At 71.2% G+C, this 25609-nt stretch carries 21 protein-coding genes and 4 pseudogenes; 20 read left to right on the forward strand and 5 right to left on the reverse strand.

All coding sequences use genetic code 11. The annotated features are described in order from the left end of the window. Window positions 1-36: 36 nt before the first annotated feature. The 13 genes and pseudogenes from LRS07_RS04375 (at window position 37) to LRS07_RS04435 (ending at window position 12266) form a co-directional block, all read left to right on the forward strand. The gene (locus LRS07_RS04375) at window positions 37-498 is read left to right on the forward strand and encodes a type IV pilin protein (RefSeq protein ID WP_312028353.1); all 462 of its coding nucleotides are present in this window, start codon (window positions 37-39) and stop codon (window positions 496-498) included. Window positions 499-510: 12 nt separating this feature from the next. Next, window positions 511-1113, forward strand: a complete 603-nt coding sequence (locus LRS07_RS04380; protein WP_260500783.1) for a GspH/FimT family pseudopilin — start codon at window positions 511-513, stop codon at window positions 1111-1113. Window positions 1114-1124: 11 nt separating this feature from the next. Beyond that, on the forward strand, window positions 1125-1550 hold the full coding sequence (locus tag LRS07_RS04385; protein WP_260500784.1) for a type IV pilus modification PilV family protein: 426 nt from the start codon (window positions 1125-1127) through the stop codon (window positions 1548-1550). Further along, window positions 1543-2685, forward strand: coding sequence for a PilW family protein (locus LRS07_RS04390; protein ID WP_260500785.1), 1143 nt, complete (start codon window positions 1543-1545; stop codon window positions 2683-2685). Before LRS07_RS04385 ends, LRS07_RS04390 begins: the two co-directional genes overlap by 8 nt. Before the next feature lie 68 nt (window positions 2686-2753). Continuing rightward, window positions 2754-3380, forward strand: a complete 627-nt coding sequence (locus LRS07_RS04395) for a hypothetical protein (protein WP_260500786.1) — start codon at window positions 2754-2756, stop codon at window positions 3378-3380. 23 nt (window positions 3381-3403) lie between these two features. Next, window positions 3404-7432 (forward strand): pilus assembly protein, encoded by a 4029-nt coding sequence (locus LRS07_RS04400; RefSeq protein ID WP_260500787.1) that lies wholly within the window; start codon window positions 3404-3406, stop codon window positions 7430-7432. Between the two features lie 284 nt (window positions 7433-7716). Further along, window positions 7717-8121, forward strand: a complete 405-nt coding sequence (locus LRS07_RS04405; RefSeq protein ID WP_260500788.1) for an energy transducer TonB — start codon at window positions 7717-7719, stop codon at window positions 8119-8121. A gap of 149 nt (window positions 8122-8270) precedes the next feature. Next, window positions 8271-9077, forward strand: a complete 807-nt coding sequence (locus LRS07_RS04410) for an ABC transporter ATP-binding protein (protein ID WP_260500789.1) — start codon at window positions 8271-8273, stop codon at window positions 9075-9077. Next, entirely contained in the window at window positions 9077-9859 is a 783-nt protein-coding gene (mlaE, locus tag LRS07_RS04415; RefSeq protein WP_260500790.1) for a lipid asymmetry maintenance ABC transporter permease subunit MlaE, read from the forward strand. Before LRS07_RS04410 ends, mlaE begins: the two co-directional genes overlap by 1 nt. Window positions 9860-9875: 16 nt before the next feature. Further along, window positions 9876-10373 carry an outer membrane lipid asymmetry maintenance protein MlaD gene (gene mlaD, locus LRS07_RS04420; RefSeq protein ID WP_260500791.1) on the forward strand — a complete coding sequence of 166 codons (498 nt, stop codon included), beginning with the start codon at window positions 9876-9878 and terminating at the stop codon, window positions 10371-10373. 128 nt (window positions 10374-10501) lie between these two features. Then, window positions 10502-11126: pseudogene (locus LRS07_RS04425) on the forward strand (MlaA family lipoprotein). A 95-nt stretch (window positions 11127-11221) separates the two neighbouring features. Continuing rightward, window positions 11222-11851, forward strand: a complete 630-nt coding sequence (locus LRS07_RS04430; protein ID WP_260500792.1) for an MlaC/ttg2D family ABC transporter substrate-binding protein — start codon at window positions 11222-11224, stop codon at window positions 11849-11851. Window positions 11852-11942: 91 nt separating this feature from the next. Then, entirely contained in the window at window positions 11943-12266 is a 324-nt protein-coding gene (locus LRS07_RS04435) for an STAS domain-containing protein (RefSeq protein ID WP_260500793.1), read from the forward strand. On the opposite strand, the gene zwf is transcribed toward LRS07_RS04435, so the two are convergent. After that, complete coding sequence (gene zwf / locus LRS07_RS04440) at window positions 12263-13711, reverse strand: glucose-6-phosphate dehydrogenase (RefSeq protein WP_260500794.1); 1449 nt, start codon at window positions 13709-13711, stop codon at window positions 12263-12265. The genes LRS07_RS04435 and zwf overlap by 4 nt on opposite strands. Window positions 13712-13892: 181 nt before the next feature. Here zwf and tal point away from each other — a divergent pair, with 181 nt between their 5' ends. Genes tal through LRS07_RS04455 form a run of 3 tightly spaced genes read left to right on the forward strand, consistent with a single transcriptional unit; the run spans window position 13893 to window position 17066 of the window. Beyond that, window positions 13893-14846 (forward strand): transaldolase, encoded by a 954-nt coding sequence (tal, locus tag LRS07_RS04445; RefSeq protein ID WP_260500795.1) that lies wholly within the window; start codon window positions 13893-13895, stop codon window positions 14844-14846. After that, window positions 14843-16441: a glucose-6-phosphate isomerase gene (gene pgi, locus LRS07_RS04450; protein ID WP_260500796.1), complete on the forward strand. Its 1599-nt coding sequence runs from the start codon at window positions 14843-14845 to the stop codon at window positions 16439-16441. Before tal ends, pgi begins: the two co-directional genes overlap by 4 nt. A 4-nt stretch (window positions 16442-16445) precedes the next feature. Then, window positions 16446-17066, forward strand: a complete 621-nt coding sequence (locus LRS07_RS04455) for an HAD family hydrolase (RefSeq protein WP_260500797.1) — start codon at window positions 16446-16448, stop codon at window positions 17064-17066. Between the two features lie 31 nt (window positions 17067-17097). Here the strand turns inward: LRS07_RS04455 and LRS07_RS04460 are convergent, their stop codons facing one another. Both LRS07_RS04460 and LRS07_RS04465 read right to left on the reverse strand, forming a co-directional pair. Further along, window positions 17098-18183 carry a M14 family metallopeptidase gene (locus LRS07_RS04460; RefSeq protein ID WP_260500798.1) on the reverse strand — a complete coding sequence of 362 codons (1086 nt, stop codon included), beginning with the start codon at window positions 18181-18183 and terminating at the stop codon, window positions 17098-17100. Window positions 18184-18200: 17 nt separating this feature from the next. Continuing rightward, complete coding sequence (locus LRS07_RS04465; protein WP_260500799.1) at window positions 18201-19403, reverse strand: M20 aminoacylase family protein; 1203 nt, start codon at window positions 19401-19403, stop codon at window positions 18201-18203. A 139-nt stretch (window positions 19404-19542) separates the two neighbouring features. Here LRS07_RS04465 and LRS07_RS04470 point away from each other — a divergent pair. Beyond that, window positions 19543-21575: pseudogene (locus tag LRS07_RS04470) on the forward strand (molybdopterin-containing oxidoreductase family protein). Further along, window positions 21572-22733 (forward strand): annotated as a pseudogene (locus LRS07_RS04475) (aminopeptidase). The pseudogenes LRS07_RS04470 and LRS07_RS04475 overlap by 4 nt, the downstream one beginning before the upstream one ends. Here LRS07_RS04475 and LRS07_RS04480 read toward each other — a convergent pair. After that, on the reverse strand, window positions 22714-22968 hold the full coding sequence (locus tag LRS07_RS04480) for an acyl-CoA-binding protein (RefSeq protein ID WP_260500800.1): 255 nt from the start codon (window positions 22966-22968) through the stop codon (window positions 22714-22716). The pseudogene LRS07_RS04475 and the gene LRS07_RS04480 sit on opposite strands and share 20 nt — an antisense overlap. Continuing rightward, window positions 22965-23627: a TetR/AcrR family transcriptional regulator gene (locus LRS07_RS04485; RefSeq protein ID WP_260500801.1), complete on the reverse strand. Its 663-nt coding sequence runs from the start codon at window positions 23625-23627 to the stop codon at window positions 22965-22967. The genes LRS07_RS04480 and LRS07_RS04485 overlap by 4 nt, the downstream gene beginning before the upstream one ends. A gap of 108 nt (window positions 23628-23735) precedes the next feature. Here LRS07_RS04485 and LRS07_RS04490 point away from each other — a divergent pair. Together LRS07_RS04490 and LRS07_RS04495 are read left to right on the forward strand one after the other, a co-directional pair. Next, window positions 23736-24687: pseudogene (locus tag LRS07_RS04490) on the forward strand (ABC transporter ATP-binding protein). Window positions 24688-24763: 76 nt separating this feature from the next. After that, window positions 24764-25570: an ABC transporter permease gene (locus tag LRS07_RS04495; protein ID WP_260500803.1), complete on the forward strand. Its 807-nt coding sequence runs from the start codon at window positions 24764-24766 to the stop codon at window positions 25568-25570. Window positions 25571-25609: the final 39 nt, after the last annotated feature.

Consider the following 25609-nt stretch of genomic DNA (forward strand, 5'->3'; position numbering starts at 1 on the left):
CCGAAGAATCCGCAGCAACCCTGCGAGGTCCTTCCCGTGACACGCCCAATCCCATCGTTCATCGCTCGCGGCTTCACGCTTCTGGAGCTGATGATCACCGTCGCGGTGATCGCCATCCTGGCCAGCGTCGCACTGCCGTCCTACTCGGACTATGTGCGGCGCGGCACGCTGCCGGAGGCGTTCAGCGCCCTCGCGGACTACCGCGTGAAGATGGAGCAGTACTACCAGGATCACCGCAACTACGGCGCCAGCGACTGCGCCGACGGCACGCCAGCCCCGACGTGGAGGACCTTCGCGCCGGCGGATGCCCGGTACTTCGGCTTCACCTGCGCGCTGACCTCGAGCGGGCAGGGTTATGTGCTGACCGCCACCGGTACCACGGGTGCTGCCGTCGGCCACGTCTACACCCTGGACTCCAGCAACGCCAAGCGCACGACCAAGCTCAAGAACGTGGAGGTGAGCAAGACCTGCTGGGCGTCCAAGGACGGCGACTGCTGAGGAGGGATGGCCATGTCCCGCCACCTCCTGCGTCGACCACGAGGCTTCACGCTGATCGAAATGATGGTCGTGCTGACCGTCTCGGCGCTGCTGCTCTTCGCCGTCCTGCCCAGCTTCGCCGCCTGGCTGCGTGACCTTCGCATTCGCGGCGTGGCCGAGTCGCTGCAGAACGGCCTGCAACTGGCCCGCATGGAGGCGCTGCGCAGCAACGAGGTGGTGTCGCTGTGGCTGGTCTCGGACGCCGACGCGGCCGACTGCAGCGCGTCGTCCGCGTCACCATCGTGGGTGGTGTCGACCGCCAACCCGGCAACGGCGTGCGCTAGCACCGCGGTGGTCAACAAGCAAGGCCGTGCTGCCACCGCCACGGGCGTGACCGTGGCGTCCGTGCAGACCACCACCGACGGCGCTGCTGGCAATGCCAGCCGGATCGCCTTCAACGGCTTCGGGCAACTGGTGCTGCCGGGGTCGGCCACGCCGCTGCGCCAGGTTGTCATCTCGCTGACACATGCCGACGCCGACGCTCGCACCCTGCGCGTCGAGGTGCTGCCCGGCGGCAGCATCCGCATGTGCGATCCCCACGTGGCCAGCGACGATCCCCGTCGCTGCATGCTGTGAGGAGCCGGGCGATGCACGGTGTCCTTCGTCGCGCGCCGCGCCGCGCCGTGTCGGCCGGCCGCGGCTTCGCCCTCATCGAAGTGCTGGTCGGTCTGCTCATCCTGGCCGTTGGCGTGCTCGGCCTGGTCGGCACCCAGGCCAGCATGGTCCAAGCCCAGGGGGCGGCCAAGTACCGCGGCGACGCGGCGTACCTGGCCGCCGAACTCGTCGGCCTGATGTGGTCGGACCTGGGCAATCTGTCGCAGTACGCCGGCGACGGCGCCACGCCCTGCACGGCGACCCGATGCTTGGACTGGGCGCGCAAAGTGGCGAGCACGCTGCCGCAAGGCCAGGCCGAGGTGACGGTCAACAGCGGCACCGTTGTGATCACCATCCGCTGGACGCCACCGGGCGACGCCGCCCATGCCTACACCACGCGGAGCGCCCTCAATGCCTAGGACGTTCCCCTGCCACGGCGCCCGTGCCGCGCGCGGCCTGACGCTGGTGGAGCTGATGGTCGGCATCGCGCTCGGCCTGATCGCCACGCTGGCCGTCGTCCAAGTGCTGGCGGTGTCGGAGGGCCAGCGCCGCACCACCACCAGCGGCGCCGATGCGCAAGTGTCCGGCGCCTTGGGTCTCTATGCGCTGGAGCGCGACCTCAAGAGTGCGGGCTATGGCCTGTCGAGCACCCGCGAAGCCCTGGCCTGCGCCATCACCGCCCGCTACAACGGCGCCGTGGTGGCCAACATGCCCACCACCCTTCTGCCGGTGAGCATCACTGCGGGCGCAGGCGGTGCTTCGGACACGCTTCGGATCCTCGCGAGCAACAAGGCCGGGTTCTCGGTGCCGATCCGGGTCATGCCGCCCCGGTACCAGCCGAACGACCAGTGGTTCTCGGTGGCGTCCACGCTGGGCGTGGCGCAGAACGACCTGATGCTGGCCTTCCGGGCCACCGGCGAACCCTGCCACCTCTTCCGGGTCACGGCCAACCCGACCGGCAGCGTCGCGCAGATCCCGCGCGCCGACGATGCGGGCTGGAACGGGGCCGGGCAACCGAACGTCGAGATCGCCGAGGGCAGCCAGCTCATCAACCTGGGCACCTTGCTCGACCACACCTACCGCGTCGATGCGGCTCGCGCCGTGCTGCAGCGCGTGTCCTTTGACACCACCACCCGCACGCAGGTGGTGACCGACGTGCAACCCGGCATCGTGCTGATGCGGGCCTTCTACGGCCTGGACCGTGCGGCGACGGCCGCCCAGCTGGCGGCGGGGACCGGACAGACCCGCGTCGACACCTACACCCTCGACGCGGCGAAGGTTCCCACCACAGCGGCGGACTGGCAGCGCCTCCTGTCGGTTCGGATCGCCATCGTCGCCCGCAGCGGTCACTACGAGAAGGAAGAGGTCACCACCAGCAACCCGGTGTGGGACGTCGGCACGGCGGCAGAGGTCGACGGTGCTGTCACCTGCGGCAGCAGCAAGTGCGTGACGCTGGACGTGGGCGCCGACACCGCCGGCTCGGAAGCACGGCACTACCGCTACAAGGTCTACGACACGGTGGTGCCGTTGGTCAACCTGCTGTGGCGCTCGTGAGGCGGCAAGCCATGCACCACCAACAAGTCCCGCCGCATGTCGTCAGGAAGACCCAGAAGGGCTCCTCCATGCTGTTCGCCTTGATGGCGCTGGCCATCCTGGCGCTGGGCTCGGTGGCGTTGGTCCGTTCGGTGGACACGACGACGCTGCTGCTCGGCAACCTGGGCTTCAAGCAGGACGCCACGACCGCGAGCGCCGCGGCGGCCGAGCAGGCGATCGACTGGTTGCGGGCCAATGCCAGTGCGCTCAACACCAGCTCGACCGGCAGCGGCTACTCCGCCAGCGCGTTGGCACAGCTGGATGTGACGGGCGCGACGCGCGACGCGACGCGGGCCATCGTCAACTGGGACGGCAGCTGCCTGGGCCGTTCGGCCAGTGAGTACAGCGCCTGCATCACGCCGTTCGGGCCGTTCAACCCGGCCGGCGACACCAACTACCGTTCGCACTACCTCATCACCCGCCTGTGCAGCGCGGACGGCCCGCCGAGCGGCACCGACGCCACCGGCGCGCCGGTGGTGTGCAGCCGGCCTGCGGCGGTCAGCACCTCCGCCGCCATCGGCCGCGGTGCGATCGACGCCAGCATGCCCGAGCCCGTGGGCAACCCGACGCCCGCGTCGCCCTACTACCGCATCCTCGTGCGCACCCAGGGCGGGCGCGGCACGGTGAGCTTCACCGAAACACTGGTCCGATTCTGATGCCGACGACCGAGGGTCCTTCCATGACAGCTGCCCGACGCTCCTTGAACGGCAAGCAAGCCCTGGCGGCGCTCTTGGCCTCCTGCATCGCCTGCCAGGGCGTGGTGGCCAGCACGGTGGACCTGGCCAACGTGCCGCTGTTCACCTCGTCCAACGCCCTGGTCAAGCCGAACCTGCTGTTCGTGCTGGACGATTCGGGGTCGATGGACTTCAACTACCTGCCGGACATCGCCGGCGATGTCACCTCGGCCGCGGCCCGGCTGTCCGCGCAGTGCAACGGTCTGGCCTACAACCCGGCGGTCACCTACCAACTCCCGCTGGCCTCCAACGGCGTCGAGGTGGCCGCCGGCACCCTGCCGACCGCCTTCCTGCGCGATGCGGGCACCGCCCAGGCGCCGACGGCGACCACCGTGGCCATCTCCTCGGGCGGCACGCTGACCTTCAGCTTCAACACCAGCTCGAATCTCTTCTCGGTGGGTGACGCGGTCACCGTCTACCAGAACGGCGACACCAACCGCTGGATGATCGGCACCATCACCGGTTGGACCACGTCGGGCAACCCCCGCACGCTGACGATGCAGGTCACGGGCTCCCTGGGCAGCGGCGACCTGTCCAACATCCGCGTGCAGGTCGGTTCGCCGGCGCGGACCTACTACCGCTACGTCGGCGCGCTCACCCCGGCGCTGGGCTACACCTACACCGCCAGCGGCGCTCCGGTCACCACGACCGACTTCTACCGTGAGTGCAGCGGTGCCACCGGGACCGGCAACTTCCAGCAAGTGATCGTCGCCGCCGATGCGGCCGAGGCGCAGAACTACGCCAACTGGTACACCTACCACCGCAAGCGCATGCTCACCATGCGAACGGCGGTGAGCCGGGCGTTCCGAACGCTCGACTCGCAATTCCGTGTGGGTTTCACCACCATCAACAACACCAGCGCGTCGGGGTCGAACTTCCTCAACGTCTCGGACTTCGACCAGGCCCAGAAGGACAGTTTCTACTCGAAGCTGAATGGGGCCAACCCGGGCGGCGCGACACCGCTGCGGGGCGCCTTGTCACGCGCCGGGCAGTACTTCGCGAACAAGGCGAGCGGTCAGACCGCGGACCCGGTGCAGTACGCCTGCCAGAAGAACGTCACGCTGCTGTCGACGGACGGCTACTGGAACGAATCCGGCAGCCCGAAGCAGCTGGACGGCACCACCGACATCGGGCAGCAGGACGGAGGCGGCACCGCCCGTCCGATGTACGACGGTGAAACGACCACGGTCACCACGACGACCCGGTACGACTACAACGAGACCCGGGAACGGACCGCACTGCCGGTCACGACCAGCACCTACCGCCGCTACCTGTACAGCGAGATCCCGTCCAACTGCACGGGCGGCCGACACCGCAACGTGACGCAGGAGCAGCGGCAGACGACGCAGCGTCGCGAGCAGGTGGTGCTTCAGCAGCGCCGCAGCTGCTACTACATCCGCACCAGCACCGTCGTCGACGGCGTGCCGAACTCGGACACCAACGGCACGCCGGTCTGTGGCTCCTGGACCGACCTGAACCCGGCGACGACCACCGTGCTCGATGCGGGGGCGGTGAGCCCGACGGGCTGGGCGGACCGCAACGGGCCGAGCCAGAGCAGTTGCACCTTCAACGCCGCGCCCGCCTCCCCCAGCGCCGAGGAACGCATCTCCGGCCCGTCGACCAGCGGCGCCACCTCTTACACCTACTCGCCGACGGCCCAAGGCACGGCGGTGGCCGGCACACCGAGCAGCAGCAGCAGCACGGCCAACGGGGCGACGAACACCCTGGCCGACGTGGCCATGTACTACTACAAGACGGACCTGCGCAGCGCCGAACTGGGCAATGCCATGGGTTCTCGCGGTCTCAACGTGGCGGCCAACGACAAGATCGAAGGCAGCGCCGCGGATCCCGCGACGTGGCAGCACATGAAGACCTTCACCCTCGGGTTGGGACTGGATGGTCTGCTGGGCTACACCAGCAACTACGACCAGGGCGGCTCCGCCGACTTCAACCGGCTCAAGGACGGCACCCTGAACTGGCCGACGCCGGCCAACAACACCATCAAGAACGTCGATGACCTGTGGCATGCCGCGGTCAACGGCCGAGGGAAGTACTTCAACGCGAAGGATCCGCAGGGCCTGGCACGCAGCCTGACCGATGCGCTGATCTCGATCAACGCGATCACCGGTGGCGCCTCCTCCGCGGCCACCAGCACGCTGCGGCCGGTGCAAGGTGACAACAAGATCTTCGTGGCCGAGTTCAAGTCCAGCGAATGGATCGGCGATGTGAAGGCCTACGACATCGATCCGAACACCGGGTCGGTGAACAAGAACGTCGTGCTCTGGTCGGCGCGCGACAAGCTGGGCGCCCGGGTGAGCGCGGATTCGACCAGCAGCGTCGAGTCACGGACCATCTACATGGCCGGAGGCGCCAGCGGCGGCCTGCAGCCCTTCACCCACGCCAACGCGCAGGCGACCGGCCACTTCGATGGCTTCTGCAACAAACCCGGCGTGGGCGGCGCGGCCCGACCGGGGCAATGCACCGGCGACAACTTCAACGTCGCGGCCGCCAACGACGGCGCGAACCTGGTCGCCTGGCTGCGCGGCAAGGCCAACCCGCTGTACCGACAGCGCACGGCCGTGCTGGGTGACGTCGTCAATGGTGCGCCGGTCCACTTGAGCAAGCCGAGCTTCCTGTACACGGAAAACGGGTATGGGACATTCAAGAGCCAGAAGGCGAACCGAGCGCGGACGGTCTTCTTCGGGGGCAACGACGGCATGCTCCATGCCCTCGACGCGGCCACCGGCGAGGAGCGCTGGGCGTTCGTGCCCTCGCTCATGCTGCCCAAGCTCTACCGCCTGGCTGACAGCAGCTACCCCGCGCACCACGAGTACTTCGTCGACGGCACCCCCACCATCGCCGACATCCACGTGCCCGGCGTGGGCTGGAAGACCATTCTGGTGGGCGGATTCAATGGCGGCGGTCGCGGGTACTACGCGCTCGACGTGACGGACCCGACCACCCCGCAGCTGCTGTGGGAGTTCACCGACGCCAACCTGGGCCTGAGCTTCGGCAACCCCATCATCACCAAGCGCGCCTCGGGCGAGTGGGTGGTGGTGTTCGCATCGGGCTACAACGGAACCAACCCCGGAAAGCTGTTCGTGCTCAATGCCAACACCGGCACGCCGCACACCTTCGGGGGCGTCAACCACCTGGCCACGCCCGAAGGCTTCGGCCTGGCCAAGATCAACGCCTGGATCGATTCGCCGATCGACAACACGGCACGGCGGTTCTATGGCGGCGACATGGAGGGCAACCTGTGGCGCTTCGACCTCGACCGCAGCACCTCCCCGTCCTACGCGGTCCAGAAGCTGGCCAAGTTCCAGGTCGCCAGTGCGCCGCGGCCGCAGCCCATCACCACCCGGCCCCTTCTGGGCATGGTGACGGCCAATGGCGCCGACCGCGAGGTGGTGTTCGTCGCCACCGGGCGCTACCTGGGCACGGCGGACCTGTCCGACACCTCGGTGCAGAGCATCTACGCCATTGAAGACAAAAGCGAGGTCAACGGCCTCGGCGACGTGCGTCAGGCCAACGTGCTGGTGCGACAGACCCTGGACACCGGCAGCACCGTGCGGCGGGTGACGAGCCTGAACCCGGTGGACTGGAGCCAGAAGCGCGGGTGGTACGTGGACTTGCCGGCCGGCGAACGGGTGAACGTGGACATGAGCCTGGCGTTCAACACCCTCACCGCCGGTGCCAACGTGCCCTCCGATGAGCCCTGCGCCGTCGGCGGCGACTCCTGGCTGTACGAGCTGGATGTCGCCTCGGGCGACACCAGAGGCGAGTTCAAGACCGGCGCGCTGGTGGTCGGCATGACCTCGGTGATCCTGGGCTCGAACTCGGACGGCACCGGTGGCAACCAGGGCGGCACGTACGTCAACGATTCCAAGCTGGGCATCACGCTCAAGCTGCATTCCGGCAGCAGTGGCATCGCGCAGACGCGCCGGACGGCCTGGCGGGAGCTGGCGGATTGAACTCCGCTCGACGTCTGCGCGCCTTCGTGGTCCTGTCCTTGGCCGGACACGCGGCGCTGTTGTCCGCGGTGGTCCCCGGCCCGTCGCGGGACGCGCTGAGCGTCGCCGCGGGTGCGCCGCGGGTCGTGCAACTGCGACCCGTTCCCCGTCAACCCGAGCTTGCCGTCGGCACGGCGACCGTGGAGCGGGATCCTGGTTTGGCGTCGCCGGGTCGTCCGGGGACGGCGACCCCGTCGAGGTCGGTCCGCGGTTCCTCGCCGCCCGTCGAAGCGCCGGCCCTGCCCGTGAGCGAGGTCGTCTCGGTCGCCGGACCTGCGCTGGATGGGATCTCGAGCGACGCCGTGCCGACCGTGTCGGTGGAGCCCGCGGCCTTCCTGCCTCGGTCGCTGCTCAGCGCCGGACCGGTGGCCCTCGACGAGGTGCAACTGCCTTGGCCCGAGGACGCGGCACTCGGCGGCGCGGTCGGCCTGCACCTGACCGGCACGCTGGCATTGTTCATCGACGAGTCCGGCTTCGTTCGGGAGGTGCACGCCGAGGACGACAGCCTGCCGCCCGTGTTTCGCGAGGCGGCCCGCAGTGCCTTTCTGAAAGCCCGCTTCCGGCCCGGCGAATTGGACGGGCGGCCGGTGCGCTCGCGGCTGCGGGTGGAGGTCGCCTTCGAAGCACGGGACGCCGGCGTCCCCTGGTGAGCCGCCGGCTCCGTCCGGTTGTCGGCGGACGGACAGCCCCCATGCGAGAATGACCTCGCCGTCGGCAGGGATCTGCCGCGGTGCCGGTTCTCCTTCTGGGTCGCCTTGGTCCTTGCGCCATCCGGTCGACCCACCACCCCACCACCCGAGTGCCCGACGACGCCTTCATCCGCTTCGAGCGCGTCAGCTTCGGCTACGACGCCAGCCGCCTCATCCTCCAGGGCATCGACCTCGCCTTCCCGCGTGGGAAGGTGAGCGGCATCCTGGGTGGCTCCGGGGGCGGCAAGACCACGCTGCTGCGGCTGATCGGCGGCATGGTGCGGCCCACCGCCGGCGAGGTGCGGGTGGACGGCCGGCCGGTACCGGTGGACGACCCGCAGGCGCTGTTCACCCTGCGCCGGCGCATCGGCATGCTGTTCCAGTTCGGTGCGCTGTTCACCGACCTCGACGTGTTCGAGAACGTGGCCTTTCCCTTGCGCGAGCACACCGACCTCGACGAGCCGATGGTGCGCGACATCGTGCTGATGAAGCTGCAGGCGGTGGGGCTGCGCGGCGCGGCGCGCATGAAGCTGGCGTCGCTGTCCGGCGGCATGGCTCGCCGGGTGGCGCTGGCCCGCGCCATCGCGCTCGACCCCGACCTGATGCTGTACGACGAACCCTTCACCGGGCTGGACCCGATCGCCCTCGGCGTCACCGCGCAGCTCATCCGGCGTCTGAACGACGCCACGGGCGCCACCTCGCTGGTGGTGACGCACGACGTGCAGGAGTGCTTCCAGATCTGCGACCACGTGGTGCTGCTGCTGGGCGGGCGTATCGCGGCACAGGGCCGGCCGGCCGACCTGCTGGAGTCGACCGATCCGCTGGTGCGGCAGTTCATCCGCGGCGAGCCCGACGGCCCGGTGGGCTTCCACCATCCCGCGCCGACGCTGGCGCAGGACCTGGGGCTGACCGGCTGATGTTGACGCCGCTGACCGCCCTCGGCGCCGCCACGCTGGCCTGGCTGGCCGCGCTCGGCCACGCCGCGCAGTTCTTCGTGCAGCTGCTGCGTCGGGTGCCGCTGGCCCTCGGCCGCTTCTCGCTGGTGGCGCAGCAGCTCTACGTGCTCGGCAATCGCTCGCTGACGCTGATCGGGGCGTCCGGCTTGGCGGTGGGCTTCGTGCTGGCGCTGCAGATGTACTACGCGCTGGCGACCTACGGGGCGGCGGAGCAGCTCGGCCTGGTGGTCAACCTGTCGCTCACCCGCGAGCTGGGGCCGGTGGTCGCCGCGCTGCTGTTCGCCGGGCGGGCCGGTACGTCGCTCACCGCCGAGATCGGACTCATGCGCGCGGGCGAGCAGCTGGCGGCGATGGAGATGATGGGCGTGGACCCCCGTTCGCGGGTGCTGGTGCCGCGGCTGGTGGCCGGCAGCATCGCGCTGCCGCTGCTCACCGCCTGGTTCACCGCGGTCGGCATCCTCGGCGCCTACGTCGTCGCGGTGCTGCTCATCGGCGTGGACGACGGCAACTTCTGGGCGATCATGCAGAACCGGGTCGACGTCTGGCGCGACGTCGGCAACGGCATGCTCAAGAGCGTGGTGTTCGGCGTGCTGTGCACTTACACGGCGCTCTACCAGGGGGCGCACGCGGAGGCCACGCCGGCGGGCGTGTCCTACGCCACCACCCGCGGCGTGGTGCTCGCATCGCTCGGGGTGCTGGCGATGGACTTCGTCCTCACCGCGCTGATGTTCTCCACCCCATGACACACTCCGGCCGACCATGAGTAAAAAAGGAACCGAGGCCCTGGTCGGGCTGTTCGTGCTGCTGGGCGCGCTGGCGCTGCTGTTCCTCGCCCTCAAGGCGGCCAACCTGACGCAGGGCTTCGGCCGCGGCGGCGCGGGCTACACCGTGCAGGCGCGCTTCGACAACATCGGCGGGCTCAAGGTGCGCGCGCCGGTCAAGAGCGCGGGCGTCACCGTCGGCCGGGTCACCTCGATCATGCTGGACGGCACCACCTTCCAGGGCCTGGTCACGCTCGACCTCGACAAGGCCTACCAGTTCCCGCGCGACTCGAGCGCCAAGATCCTCACCTCCGGCCTGCTCGGCGACCAGTACGTCGGCATCGAGCCCGGCGGCGACGAGAAGACCCTGGCCGCTGGCGACACCATCGCCCGCACCCAGTCCGCCATCGTGCTGGAGAACCTGATCGGGCAGTTCCTGTTCAGCAAGGCGGCCGATGCCGGCTCCACCGCGCCGGCCGCGGGAGGCAAGAAGTGAGGCGGCAGACCGTCGGCCTGCGCCTGGCGCCGCTGTTCGCCGCGCTGGTGCTCGCCGGCTGCGCCACCACCTCGCCGCGCATTACCGAGGCCGACCGCCTCGACCCGTGGGAGAACTGGAACCGCAAGGTGTTCGGCTTCAACGAGCAGCTCGACGAGGCCATCATCAAGCCGGTGGCCACCGCCTGGAAGCGGGTGGTGCCGCCCTTCGTGCGCCAGTCCTTCGGCAACTTCATCGGCAACATCCAGGACGGCTGGTCGGCGGTCAACCACTTCCTGCAGGGTAAGGGCGAAAGCGGCACCCTGATGGTGATGCGGGTGGCCACCAACACCGTGCTCGGGTTCGCCGGCATCGCCGACGTGGCGACCGAGGCCGGCCTCGAGAAGCGGCCCGAGGACTTCGGCCAGACGCTGGGCGTCTGGGGCATGGGGGGCCGGCGCGTACATCGTCTGGCCGTTGTTCGGCCCTTCGTCGGTGCGCGATTCCATCGGCCTGCCGCTGGACCTGTCCGCCTCGCCGGGCACCGTGCTCGACGTGCGACCGGCGGCCGGCTTCTTCGCGCTGCAGCTGATCAACACCCGGGCGAACTACCTCGACGCCACCCGGCTGCTCGACGACATCGCGCTCGACAAGTACAGCTTCGTGCGCGACGCCTACCTGACGCGCCGGCGCAGCCTGGTCTTCGACGGCAACCCGCCCGAGGACGAGGAGCCCGCGCCGCCGCCGGCCGCGGCCAGCGCACCGGCGCGGTAGGCCCGGCGCCGGGTGCCGGCGTTGAACCTTGGGGCGCCCCGGCGGTCGAACGGCCAGCGCCGGTCAAGCACCGGCTTTTCATTGAAGGAGTCCGAATGTTGCTGTCGTTGAAATCCCAGGGCTGGCGCCTGCTGCTGGCCGTCGCCATGACCCTGGTCGCCGCCGCCTCGTGGGCCCAGACCGCGCCGGACGCGCTGATCAAGACGCTGTCCGACGACGTCATCAACACCGTCAAGTCCGACAAGGCCATCCAGTCCGGCGACGTGCAGCGCATCAACGCGCTGGTCGACAGCAAGGTGATGCCGCACGTCGACTTCCAGCGCATGACCGCCTCGGCCGTCGGCCGCCACTGGCGCACCGCCACCCCTGAGCAGCAGCAGCGCCTGCAGACCGAGTTCAAGACCCTGCTGGTGCGCACCTACGCCGGCGCCCTGACCCAGGTCAAGGACCAGACCGTGCAGCTGAAGCCCTTCCGCGGCAACCCCGGCGACCAGGAGGTGGTGGTGCGCACCGAGGTGCGCGGTTCGGGCGACCCGATCCAGCTCGACTACCGGTTGGAGAAGGCCGGCGACGGCTGGAAGATCTACGACGTCAACGTGCTCGGCGTCTGGCTGGTCGACCAGTACCGCAACAGCTTCGCGCAGGAGATCGGCGCCAACGGCATCGACGGCCTGATCTCCAAGCTCGCCCAGCGCAACAAGGGCGCCGGCGGCGCCAAGAGCTGATGGCGCGGGCCGAGCGCCGGGCCGCTCCCGAGCCGGCCCGCATCCCCACGGGGGATCGTCCGACGCCCTCCTCGGGCGAGGGGCTCATGCCATGACCGGTGTCCTCGTGCTCCCGGCGACGGTGACCGTGCGCGAGGCGCGCGACACCCTGCGCATGCTGCGCCAGGCGCTGCGTCGCGACGGCACCGACAGCGTGGTGGTCGACGCCGCCCCCCTGCGCGACTTCGACAGCGCGGCGCTGGCGGTGCTGCTGGCCTGCCGCCGGCTGGCGCAGGACTGGGGCAAGGCCTTCACCGTGCAGGCGCCACCCGCGCAGCTGGTGTCGTTGGCCGGCCTCTACGGCGTGGACGTGCTGCTCAACCTGCGCAGCGCCGGCGTCGCCGAACACGACGACCGCAGCCCCGTGTCGGTCTAGGTTTCTTCATCCCAGGCGAAGCCGTCGCGCGCCACCAGCGCGCTGGCGGCGGCCGGTCCCCAGGTGCCGGCGGCATAGGGCTTGGGGCCCTGGCCGTCGTCCTGCCGCCAGGCGTCCAGGATGGGCTCCACCCAGCGCCAGGCCTGTTCCTGCTCGTCGCTGCGCACGAACAGGTTCAGCCGGCCGGCGATGGCGTCCAGCAGCAGCCGCTCGTAGGCGCCCACCCGCTCGGTGGGGAAGGCCTTGTCGAAGTCCAGGTCGAGCTGCACCGGCGCCAGCGCCTCGCCCGCCGCACCGCCCTTGGCCGCCATCAGGTGCAGCTCCAGCCCGTCCTCCGGCTGCAGCTTGATGACCAGCTTGTTGGCCGGCAGCGCGCCGGGGAAGATGGCATGCGGCACCGGCCGGAAGTTGACGACGATGTGCGCGTCGCGCGCCGCCAGCCGCTTGCCGGTGCGCAGGTAGAAGGGCACGCCGGCCCAGCGCCAGTTGTCGACCTCGGTGCGCAGGGCGACGAAGGTCTCGCAGCGGCTGCCCGCGGGCACCTTCTCTTCTTCGAGGTAGCCGGGCACCTTGGTGCCGTCGATGCTGCCGGCGCGGTACTGGCCGCGCACCACGTCGCGCAGCACGCTTTCGCGGGTGAAGGGCTTGAGCGAGCGCAGCACCTTGAGTTTCTCGTCGCGCACCGCGAAGGCGTCGGAGCTGGGCGGCGGCTCCATCGCGATCATGGTCAGCAGCTGCAGCGCGTGGTTCTGGATCATGTCGCGCAGCGCCCCCGTGCGGTCGTAGAAGTCGCCGCGGGTGCCCACGCCCAGGCTCTCGGCCAGCGTGATCTGGATGTTGGCGATGGCCTCGCGCCGCCACAGCGGCTCGAACAGCGCGTTGCCGAAGCGCAGCGCCATCAGGTTCTGAACCGCCGGCTTGCCCAGGTAGTGGTCGATGCGCAGCGCCTGCCGCTCGTTGAACACCGAGCGCACCACCCGGTTGATCTCCTGCGCGCTGGCCAGGTCGTGGCCGAGCGGCTTCTCGAGCACCACCCGCACCCGGTCGCCGTTGAGCCCGGCGCGGCCGAGCTGCTCGCACACCACCGGGAAGAGGTGCGGCGCCGTCGCCAGGTAGAACACCACCGTGTCGGCGTCGCGTTCGGCCAGCCAGGCGCGCAGCTTGGCGTAGTCCTTGGGCTGCGACAGGTCCATCGGGCGGTAGTGCAGCCGCTCGGCGAAGCGCGACCACTCCTCGGCCGACGGCCGCTTGCCCGGGTCCACCTCCTGCAGCCGCTCGCCCATCAGCCGGCGGTAGTGCTCGTCGTCGCGGTCGTCGCGCGCCACGCCGAGGATGCGCCCGCCGGGCGGCAGCTTGCCGTGGCGGTGGGCCTGGAACAGCGCCGGCATGAGCTTGCGCCAGGCCAGGTCGCCGGTGCCGCCGAAGAGGACGAGGTCGAAGGACATGCGGGTGCAGGCGAGGGGCGTGGGTGGGAGCGGTCATCATGCCGCAAGCCCGATGCCCGCCCGGCGACGCCGGCGCCGACGCGGGCACGACTTCCGCTTGCCAGCGGGCCGACGGCACCGCCACCGGCTTGCTCTAATCGCGGTTGCGCGCCGCGCGACCCTTGAAGCACCGCCCAACGCCATGAACCAGCTCGAACAGCTCAAGCAGCACACCACCGTCGTCGCCGACACCGGCAACTTCAAGGAGCTCGCGGCCTTCGCGCCGCAGGACGCCACCACCAACCCGTCGCTCATCCTGAAGGCGGTGCAGCAGCCGGACTACGCGCCGCTGCTGGCCGAGGCCGTCGCCGCCCACCGCGGCGAGCCGCTGGACCGCGTGGTCGACGAGGTGCTGGTGCGCTTCGGCAGCGAGATCCTGAAGGTGGTGCCCGGTCGGGTGAGCACCGAGGTCGACGCACGTCTGTCCTTCGACACCGCCGCCACGGTGGCGCGGGCGCACCGGTTGATCGAGCTGTACGAACGCGCCGGCACCGACCGCGGCCGGGTGCTGATCAAGATCGCCGCCACCTGGGAAGGCATCCAGGCGGCCAAGGCGCTGGAGCACGAGGGCATCCACTGCAACCTGACGCTCGTCTTCGCCTTCGTGCAGGCGCTGGCCTGCGGCGAGGCCGGCGTGAAGCTGATCTCGCCCTTCGTCGGCCGCATCTACGACTGGCACAAGAAGGCCGCCGGCGCGGCGTGGGACGAGGCGGCCCACGCCGGACCGAACGATCCCGGCGTGCAGTCGGTGCGCCGCATCTGGCGCTACTTCAAGAAGTTCGGCGTCGAGACCGAGGTCATGGGCGCCAGCTTCCGCAACACCGGGCAGATCCTGGCCCTGGCCGGCTGCGACCTGCTCACCATCAGCCCGGACCTGCTGGCCAGGCTGCAGCAGGCCGAGGGGCCGGTGCCGCGCCAGCTCGACGCGGCCGAGGCCCAGGCCGACGGCGACCTGCACGCCGTGCTGTTCAACGAGGCCGGCTTCCGCTGGGCGCTGAACGAGGACGCCATGGCCAGCGACAAGCTGGCCGAGGGCATCCGCGCCTTCGCCGCCGATGCGGTGAAGCTGGACAAGCTGATCGAGGGCCTGCAATGAGCTTCCGTCGCTGTGACGAAACCGTCGCGTGGACCGCGCTGCAGGGCCACTTCGAGGCCCATGGCCGCGAGCTCGACCTGCGCGAAGCCTTCGCCCGCGACCCGGGCCGCTTCGACGCTTTCGGACTGGAGGCGCCGCACTGGTTCGCCGACCTGTCGAAGAACCGCTGGGACATCGCCACCCGCCGGCTGCTGCTGGAGCTGGCGCGCGAGTGCGGCCTGGAAGCCCGGCGCGACGCCATGCTGCGCGGCGAGCCCATCAACAGCACCGAGGGCCGCGCCGTGCTGCACACCGCGCTGCGCGCGCCGGCCGGGCAGGGCCTGTTCAGCACCGAGGTGCAGGGCGTGCTGACGCCGCTGCTGGCCTTTGCCGAAGAGGTGCGCGACACCGCGGCCAGCGGCATCACCGACGTCGTCAACATCGGCATCGGCGGCTCCGACCTCGGGCCGCAGATGGTGGTGCCGGCGCTCGACGCGTTCGTGCACCCGGGCCTGAGGCTGCACTTCGTCTCCAACGTCGACGGCCACGACATCGAGCCGGTGCTGCGGCGGCTGGTGCCGGCGCGCACGCTGTTCATCGTCGCCTCCAAGACCTTCACCACGCAGGAGACCATGGCCAACGCGCAGGTGGCACGCGACTGGTTCCTGCAGCAGGGCGGCGACGATGTGGCCCGGCACTTCGTGGCCACCACCACCAACGTGAAGGCGGCCGCGGCCTTCGGCATCGACCGCACCTTCGGCTTCTGGGACTGGGTGGGCGGCCGCTACTCGCTGTGGTCGGCCATCGGCCTGCCCATCGCCATCGCCATCGGCGAGAACCACTTCCGCGACCTGCTGGCCGGCGCCCATGCCATGGACCGCCACTTCGCCGAGGCGCCGCTGGAGGCCAACCTGCCGGCCCAGCTCGGCCTGCTCGACGTCTGGTACCGCAACTTCCACGGCTTCGGCAGCCGCTGCGTCGCGCCCTACCACCAGGGCCTGAAGCGCCTGCCGGCCTACCTGCAGCAGCTGGAGATGGAGTCCAACGGCAAGTGCGTGGACGCCGACGGCCGGCCGCTGCCCTTCGCCACCAGCCCGGTGGTGTGGGGCGAGCCGGGCACCAACGGCCAGCACGCCTTCTTCCAGATGCTGCACCAGGGCACCGACGTCATCCCGGTGGAGTTCATCCTGGCCCGCCGGCCCACCCACGGCCATGCCGACCTGCAGGCCAAGCTGATGGCCAACGGCCTGGCGCAGGCGCAGGCGCTGATGCTGGGCAAGACGGCCGACCAGGCGCTGGCCGAGAAGGCGCCCACCGCCGCGCCGGGTCTGGACCCGCAGGTGCTGGCCCGCCACCGCAGCTTCCCCGGCAACCGGCCGAGCACCACGCTGCTGACCGAGCAGCTGACGCCCGCGGCGCTGGGCGCGCTCATCGCGCTGTACGAGCACCGCGTCTTCACCAGCGGCGCGCTGTGGGGCATCAACTCCTTCGACCAATGGGGCGTGGAGCTGGGCAAGGCGCTGGCCGGCGACCTGCTGCCGCGGCTGGCCTCGGGTGACGTGGCCGGTCTCGACGCCTCGACCGCCGGGCTGCTGAAGCGCCTGCGAGGTGAGTGAGTCGATGCGGACCGTCGTCTTCGACCTCGGGGCCGTCGTCTACCGCTTCCGCCCTGCGGTGCTGATGGCGCAGTGCTTCCCGGACCATGCGAGCACGCCCGAACTCGCCGTCGAGTGGGCGCAGCGCTTCTTCCTCGGCTTCGGCGGCGACTGGGGCGAGTTCGACCGCGGCACGGTGGAGGTGCCGGACCTCATCGACCGGCTGGCCCGGCGCACCGGCCTGCCGCGCGACGGCGTGCTGGCGCTGGTCGAACGGGCGGTGATGGCCGAACTGCAGCCGCTGCCCGACACGGTGGCACTGATCGACCGGTTGGCGGCGGCCGGCCACCGGCTGCTCTTCCTGTCCAACATGCCCAAGCCCTATGCCGAGGCGCTGGAGCGCGACAGCCCGGTGCTGCGCCGCTTCGAGGGCGGCGTCTTCTCGTCGCGGGTGGGCTGGCTGAAGCCGGAGCCGCAGATCTTCGATCACATGACCGAGCGCTTCGCGCTCGACGGCGCGCGCACGGTGTTCCTCGACGACGTGCTGGCCAACGTCGAGGCGGCGCGTCGTGCCGGCTGGCAGGCGGTGCACTTCAGCGACGCCGCCGCGGCGCAGCGGATCCTCGTCGAGACCGGCTGGCTGTAGCGTCGGCGGGCCCGCCAGGGCCCGGCCGCCGTCAGCGCCCCCAGCGGGCGTGCAGCGCCTGCTGCAGCACGTCCAGGCCCTGCCGCAGCACGTCGTCCTGCCACTGTCCGTCGGCCGGCGCAAAGGCGTCGCGCAGGGCGCCGTCGATGGCCTCCTCCCGCACCGCGGCCGGCGCGTCGCCATGCTGGCGCAGCCACGCCTCGCCGCGCAGCGCCTGCACCACCTGCAGCAGCGGCAGGGTGCCGAACTCCAGCGTGAGGCCGGCGAAGCGCAGGCCCGGGTGGCGGACGGCGAACCAGGGCTGCAGCTCGCCGTGCAGCAGGGCCGACACCGAGCTGCCGTCGGCGGTGGAGGTGATGGACGGCCCCCACACCGCCCGCGCACGGGCCAGCGCCTCGGCCGTGTCGGGCCCGGCGTGGATGCGCTCGCCGCTGCCGCGCGGGCCCAGCCCGGTGTGCAGGTCGACCCAGCGGCATTCGTCCACGCCCCGCAGCTCGGCGTCCAGCAGCGCCTGCAGCGCCAGCCGGCCCCAGCTCGGCGCCCGGCCGCCGTAGAACAGGCCGCCCGGGTGGTCGTACTGGCCGGCGCTCACCGCCTGCTGCACCGCGCGCTCGCCCTGTTCGGCGATGCGGCCGAAGAGCTGCGCTTCGCGGTCCGGCGGCGGCGGCCACTGCCCCGGCACCAGCAGCGCGGCCAGCGCGTCGTAACCGCCGTTGGGCGGCACGGCGGCCTCGAAGTCGACGAAGTTGCGGTTGAGGTCGATGTTCTCGTGGTCCTGGCGCCGGCCGTGCGACCAGCCCCACGGGTTCAGCCCGTGCAGCAGCAGCAGCCGCACCCCCCGGCCGTCCAGCGCCTCGCGCAGCGGCGCTGCCTCGGCCAGCAGCGCCAGCTGCACCGCCCCGCCGGCCGGGCCCTCGACGCCGTGGCAGCCGCTGGAGACGACCAGCCGGCGCCTGGCGTCGGCCGGCCCCAGCCGGGCCACGTCCAGCGCCAGCACCTCGCCGTCGCGCCCGGGCAGCGGGTGGGTGATGGACTGCAGCTCGGCGCCCGCGATCTGCGCCTCGACCAGGAAGCGCTCGCGCGCCTGCGCGTAGCGATGGCAGAAGAAGCGGTCCATCCCGGCGCCCGCGGGCGTCAGGGGCCGGGCCGCGGCGCGGCCAGCCAGGCCTCGGCCAGCCTCACCCACAGCGTGGCGCCGACGGGAATCAGCGCGTCGTTGAAGTCGTAGGCCGGGTTGTGCAGCATGCAGGGTCCCAGCCCGTGGCCGCCGTCGCGGTGGTCGCCGTCGCCGTTGCCGATGACGAAGTAGCAGCCCGGCACCTGCTGCAGGAAGAAGCTGAAGTCCTCGGCGCCCATCGTCGGCTCGAAGGCGTGCACCCGATGGGCACCCACCACCCCGGTCATCACCCGGCGCACGAACTCGCTCTCGGCGGGGTGGTTGATGGTGGGCGGGTAGTTGCGCCTGAACTCGAGGCTGCAGGTGGCGCCGAAGGCGGCGCAGGTCGCATCGGCCATGGTGCGCATGCGCTGCTCGATCAGGTCCAGCACCTCGGTGGTGAAGGTGCGCACCGTGCCCTGCAGCTCGCAGCGCTCGGGCACCACGTTGGTCGCCTCGCCGGCGTGGATCATCGTCACCGAGATGACGCCGGTGTCGATCGGCCGCTTGTTGCGGCTGATGATGGTCTGCAGGCCCTGCACCAGCTGGCAGGCGACGGGCACCGGGTCGATGCCCAGGTGCGGCATGGCGCCGTGCGAGCCCTTGCCGTGCACCGTGATCCTGAACTCGTTGCTGGAGGCGAACACCGGCCCCGGCGCCACCGCGAAGTCGCCCGCCGGCAGGCCCGGCCAGTTGTGGGCGCCGAACACCGCCTCCATCGGGAAGCGGTCGAACAGGCCGTCGGCAATCATCTCTCGGGCGCCGCCGCCGCCCTCCTCGGCCGGCTGGAAGATGAGGTAGACGGTGCCGTCGAAGTCGCGGGTGCGCGCCAGGTGGCGGGCCGCCGCCAGCAGCATGGCGGTGTGGCCGTCGTGGCCGCAGGCGTGCATCTTCCCCGGGTGGCGGCTGGCGTGGGCGAAGGTGTTGCCCTCGGTGATGGGCAGCGCGTCCATGTCGGCGCGCAGGCCCACGGTGCGCGGCGACGGCCGGCCCCGCACGATGCCCAGCACGCCGGTGCGGCCCAGGCCGCGCACCACCTCGATGTCCCAGGCCTGCAACTGCCGCGCGACGACGTCGGCGGTGCGGTGTTCCTGGAAGCACAGCTCCGGGTGGGCGTGCAGGTCGCGCCGCAGGCAGGCGATCTCGGCGCTGTCGTTCACGATGGGTTCGAGCAGTTCCATTGCCAATCCTCTGGGACTGAGGTCTCCCCCTGGGCGGACCAGTTTACGCGGCGGCCCGTGCCCGATCGGGGCGAGGGAAAAGCGGCTGTTGGGGGGTGGCCGTGGGCGGCGGCGGGAGGCCTGTGCAATAGTCGCCGGCATGAGCCTTCGCACCGCCCGTGGCGCCTGTCCGCACGACTGCCCCGACACCTGCGCGCTCATCGTCACCGCCGACGGCGACCGGGTGGTGAAGGTGCAGGGCGCGGCGGACCACCCGCACACCGCCGGCGTGCTGTGCACCAAGGTCAGCCGCTACGCCGAGCGGGTGAACCACCCGGACCGGCTGCTCACGCCGTTGAAACGCATCGGCCGCAAGGGCGAGGGCCGCTTCGAGGCGGCCACCTGGGACGAGGCGCTGGACGACATCGCCGCCCGGCTCAAGGCGATCGCCGCGCGCGACGCGCAGGCCATCGTGCCCTACAGCTACGCCGGCACCATGGGGCTGATCCAGGGCGAGGCGATGGCTGGACGCTTCTTCCACCGGCTGGGCGCGTCCAAGCTCGACCGCACCATCTGCGCCAGCGCCGGCGGCGCCGGGATGACGGCCACCTACGGCGGCAAGGTGGGCATGCACGTGGGCGACGTCGTGCACGCCCGGCTGATCCTGATCTGGGGCAGCAACCCGATCACCTCCAGCGTGCACTTCTGGCGGCTGGCGCAGCAGGCGAAGCGCCAGGGCGCCAAGCTGGTCTGCATCGACCCGCGGCGCAGCGAGACCGCCGCCCACTGCGACCGCCACCTGGCGCTGAAGCCCGGCACCGACGGCGCGCTGGCGCTCGGCCTGATGCACGAGCTGATCGCCCACGACCGGCTGGACCACGACTACCTGGACCGCCACGTCGAGGGCTTCGACGCGCTGCGCACCGAGGCGCTGCAGTGGCCGCCCGAGCGCGCCGCGCAGGTCTGCGGCCTGGCGCCCGAGCAGGTGCGCGACCTGGCGCACGACTACGGCGCCACGCGCGCGGCGGCGATCCGCCTGAACTACGGCATGCAGCGCGCGCGCGGCGGCGGCAACGCCACCCGGCTGGTCGCGCTGCTGCCCTGCCTGACCGGCGCCTGGCGGGCGCCGGGGGCGGCCTGCTGATGTCCAGCAGCGGCTGGTTCCCGCGCGACGACGCCGCGCTGCAGCGGCCCGACCTGCTGGCCGGCCGCCAGCCGCGCACGGTCAACATGAGCACGCTGGGCAACGACCTGCTGCGCGAGGCGTCGCCCGACTTCGGCCCGCGCATCGAGGCGCTGGTCGTCTACAACAGCAACCCGCTGGCGGTGGCGCCGGAGTCGGCCAAGGTGGCGCGCGGCCTGGCCCGCGAGGACCTGTTCACCGTGGTGCTGGAGCAGTTCCAGACCGACACCGCCGACTTCGCCGACTGGCTGCTGCCGGCCACCATGCAGCCCGAGCACCTGGACGTGCACACCACCTACGGCCACACCGACGTGGTGTGGAACGAGCCGGTGGTGCCGCCGGCCGGGCAGTGCAAGCCGAACAGCCAGATCTTTCGTGAACTGGCCGCGCGCCTGGGCTTCCAGGAGCCCTGCTTCGCCGACACCGACGAGCAGCTCGCCCAACAGGCCTTCCGCCCCGGCACGGTGGACCTCCAGCGGCTGCGCGCGCAGGGCTGGCAGCCGCTGGCGCTGCCCGCGCTGCCGTTCGCCGAGGGCGGTTTTCCCACGCCGTCGGGCAAGGCGCGGGTCACGGCGCCCGGCCTGGGCGTGCCGACCCACCTGCCCAACCATGAAAGCGCCGAGTCCGACCCGGCGCTGGCCGCGCGCTACCCGCTGGCCATGATCTCGCCGCCGGCGCGGCACTTCCTCAACTCCACCTTCGTCAACGTGGCCAGCCTGCGCGGCATCGAGGGCGAGCCGCGGCTGGAGATCCACCCCGACGACGCCCGCGCCCGCGGCATCGCCGACGGCGACGCGGTCGAGGCCTTCAACGACCGCGGACGCCTGCGCTGCGTCGCCCAGGTCACCGACCGCACCCGCGCCGGGCTGGTGGTCGGCCTGGGCGTGTGGTGGCGCAAGCTGGGTCTGGACGGCCGCAACGTCAACGAGCTGACGCACCAGCGGCTGACCGACCTGGGCCGCGCGCCGGCCTTCTACGACTGCCTGGTCGAGGTGCGGACCGCGACATGAGGCGCCTGGTCTGGGCGGCCGCGGCGGCCGCCGTGCTCGGCAGCGCGGGCTGCAGCACCGTCGGCTACCTGGCGCAGTCGGTGCAGGGCCACCTGGCGCTGATGCAGGCCGCCCGGCCGGTGCAGGACTGGCTGGACGACCCCGCCACCCCCGGCGGCCCTGCGCGAGCGGCTGCAGTTGACCCAGCGCCTGCGCGAATACGCCATCGCCGAGCTGCACCTGCCCGACAACAACAGCTACCGGCGCTACGCCGACCTGAAGCGGCCGGCCGCGGTGTGGAACGTGGTCGCCGCGCCGCCGCTGTCGCTGAAGCTGGAGAACCACTGCTTCCCGGTGGTCGGCTGCGTCGGCTACCGCGGCTACTACGCACTGGCCGACGCGCAGGCCGAGGCCGAGCGCCTGCGCGCCAAGGGCCTCGAGGTGGCGGTGTATCCGGTCCCGGCCTATTCCACCCTGGGCTGGACCAACTGGTTCGGCGGCGACCCGCTGCTCAACACCTTCCTCGGCCTGCCCGAGGGCGAACTGGCGCGGCTGCTGTTCCACGAGCTGGCGCACCAGGTCGTCTACGCGGCCGGCGACACGCCCTTCAACGAGTCCTTCGCCACCACGGTGGAGCGCCTCGGCGGCGAGCGCTGGCTGCGCAGCCGGGCCGGCGAGCCGGCGCGCGAGGACTACGCCCGCTACGACGGCCGGCGCCGCCAGTTCCGCGCGCTGGCCCGCGAGGCCCGCGAGGCGCTGCAGGCGGTGTACGACAGCGATCGGCCGGAGGCGGACAAGCTCGCCGCCAAGGCCGCGGTCTTCGCGCGGCTGCGGGCGCAGCACCAGGCGCTGAAGGCTGGGGAATGGCGCGGCTTCGCCGGCTACGACGCCTGGTTCGAGCGCGCCAACAACGCCTCCCTGGCGGTGCTGGGCGCCTACGACGACCAGGTGCCGCGCTTCGAGCGGCTGTTCGCCCGCGAGGGCGGCGACTTCAGGCGCTTCTACGCCGAGGTCAAGCGCCTGGCCGACCTGCCGCGGCCGGCGCGTGACAAGGCGATGCAGGCGCTGGACGAGGCGAACGTCACTTCAGTGCCGCCCGGCCGCCCGAAGGCACTGAGCGCCCCCGCGGGGGGCAGCGAACAGCGTGAGCGTGGGGGCCTCATTTCAACGATTCGATGAGGTCGACGTAGTCCTGCATCGCCTGCTCGCGGACGGTGCCGCCGAGCTGCGACCAGGCGTCGAACTTGGCGCGGGCGACGAAGTCGGTCAAACCCGGCCGCTCGCCCTGGGCGTCGCCCTGGGTGGCCTGCTTGTACAGCGCGTACAGCTTGAGCAGCGTCATGTTGTCCGGCTTCTCGGGCAGTTGCTTGGACTCGGCGAAGGCCTGCTCGAAACGGCGTTGCAGATCGCTCATCGTGGGGTCGAGGGTTGGGACAGGTGCGCCAGTGTGGCAGGCCCGCCCGGCAGCATCGCCTGCCAGGGTTCGAGCAGCCCCATCACCTGGTCGGTGCCGCGCTCCAGCGTGTCGGCCGCATGCGCCGGCTCCAGCGCCTGGCGCGGCTGTAGCACGTACGCATGGCTCAGCCAGTGGCTGAGCAGCACCAGCATCGCCTCCGCCAGCGGCTCGCGGCGGGCCTGGGGCAGGGCCAGCACGCCGGCGTCGGCCAGCCGGTCGAGCAGCGTGCGCAGCGCGCACTGCTGGCGCTGCACCAGCGCCTGCACCCGCTGCTCCAGCCCGCGGCTGCGGCCGAGCAGGTCGTTCAGGTCGCGGTAGAGGAAGCGGTGCGCCCACACCTGCTGCAGCAGCGCGGCGACGAAGCGCCGGGCGCCGGCCTCGTCCTCCACCGCCGGCGCCTGCGCCAGCACCGGGGCCAGTGCCTGCTCGTAGCGCGCGGCCAGGGCGTCGATCAGCTCGTCCTTCGAGCGGTAGTGGTAGTACAGGTTGCCGGGGCTGATGTTCAGCTCCGCCGAGATCAGCGTGGTGGAGACGTTCGGCTCGCCGAAGCGGTTGAACAGGTCCAGCGTGACCAGCAGGATGCGTTCGGCGGTGCGGCGGGGCGGCTTCGGGGTCACCGGCCGGACACTAGTGGAGCGCCCCGGGCCCCGCCATGGGGCCTGCACTATGTCGACAAGGCGCTTCCGGGCGCAGGGGCAGGGCCGGCCTCCTAGAATCGACCGCTTATGACCGTCTCCTTCGAGCAGGTCGGCAAGCGCTACGACAGCGGCGGCCGGCCGGTGATTGCCCTCCAGGACGTCACCCTGCGCATCGAGGAGGGCGAGTTCTTCGGCCTCCTCGGCCCCAACGGCGCCGGCAAGACCACGCTGATCGGGATCCTGGCCGGGCTGACCCGCGCCACCAGCGGCCGCGTCAGCGTCATGGGCCACGACGTGCGCACCGACTACGCGCGCGCCCGCCGCCGGCTGGGCATCGTGCCGCAGGAGCTGGTGTTCGACCCCTTCTTCAGCGTGCGCGAGACGCTGCGCATCCAGAGCGGCTACTTCGGCGTCAAGCGCAACGACGACTGGATCGACGAGCTGCTCACCCACCTCGGCCTGGCCGACAAGGCCAACGCCAACATGCGCCAGCTTTCCGGCGGCATGAAGCGGCGGGTGCTGGTGGCGCAGGCGCTGGTGCACCGGCCACCGGTGATCGTGCTCGACGAGCCCACCGCCGGCGTGGACGTCGAGCTGCGGCAGACGCTGTGGCAGTTCATCGCCCGCCTGCACCGCGAAGGCCACACCGTGCTGCTGACCACGCACTACCTGGAAGAAGCGGAGGCGCTGTGCAGCCGCATCGCCATGCTCAAGCAGGGGCCGCATCGTGGCGCTGGACCGCACCGCCAACCTGCTCGCCGGCACCGCCAGCACCATGCTGACCTTCAAGACCGACCAGCCGCTGCCCGTCGCCCTGCAGGCGCAGGCCCGCGTCACCGGGCGCATCGTGCAGATCACGGCGCACGACGCGTCCGAGGTGGAGGCGGTGCTGCGCCTGCTGCGCGAACACGAGGTGCGCGTCGAGGACCTGGAGATCGGCCGCGCCGACCTGGAGGACGTGTTCCTGCAGATCATGCAGGGCGGCACGCCGCCCGCCGTGGCGCCGCAGCCGACGCCGCCGATGGAGATGGCGGTATGAGCGCTCCCGCACGGCCGCTCCAAGAGGAGCGCTGCGTCGCCCTTGGCGGGACGCAGCGAAGCGATGGGGGGCGCCCATGAGCGTGAAGACCGAAGCGGCGGACGCGCTCGACCGGGTGTCGGGTCCCTTTGCCGGCGTCTCGACGCTGTTCCGCAAGGAGGTGCTGCGCTTCTGGAAGGTCAGCTTCCAGACGGTGGCCGCGCCGGTGCTCACCGCAGTGCTCTACCTGCTCATCTTCGGCCATGTGCTGGAGGACCGGGTGGAGGTGTTCCCCGGCGTCAGCTACACCGCCTTCCTGATCCCGGGGCTGGTGATGATGAGCGTGCTGCAGAACGCCTTCGCCAACAGCTCGTCGTCGCTGATCCAGAGCAAGATCACCGGCAACCTGGTGTTCCTGCTGGTCAGCCCGCTGTCGCACTGGGCCTGGTACGCCGCCTACGTCGGCGCGGCGGTGGTGCGCGGGTTGATGGTCGGCCTGGGCGTGCTGGCGGTCACGCTGTGGTTCGGCCCGCCACCCTTCGCCGAGCCGTGGTGGACGCTGACCTTCGCGGTGCTCGGCGCCGCCATGCTGGGATCGCTCGGGCTGGTGGCTGGGCTGTGGGCGGAGAAGTTCGACCAGATGGCCGCCTTCCAGAACTTCATCATCATGCCGATGACCTTCTTGGCCGGCGTCTTCTACTCGGTGCACTCGCTGCCCGCGTTCTGGCAGGGCCTGAGCCACCTCAACCCCTTCTTCTACATGATCGACGGCTTCCGACGCGGCTTCTTCGGCGCCAGCGACGTCTCCCCCTGGCTCAGCCTGGCCATCGTCGGCGGCAGCTTCCTGCTGGTGGCGTCGCTCGCGCTGTCGCTGCTGCGGCGCGGGTACAAGCTGCGGGCATGAGGGCGTCACGGGCCGAGCGCCGGGCCGCTCCCAAGCCGG

The organism is Aquabacterium sp. J223 (genome assembly GCF_024666615.1).
GTDB lineage: Bacteria > Pseudomonadota > Gammaproteobacteria > Burkholderiales > Burkholderiaceae_C > J223.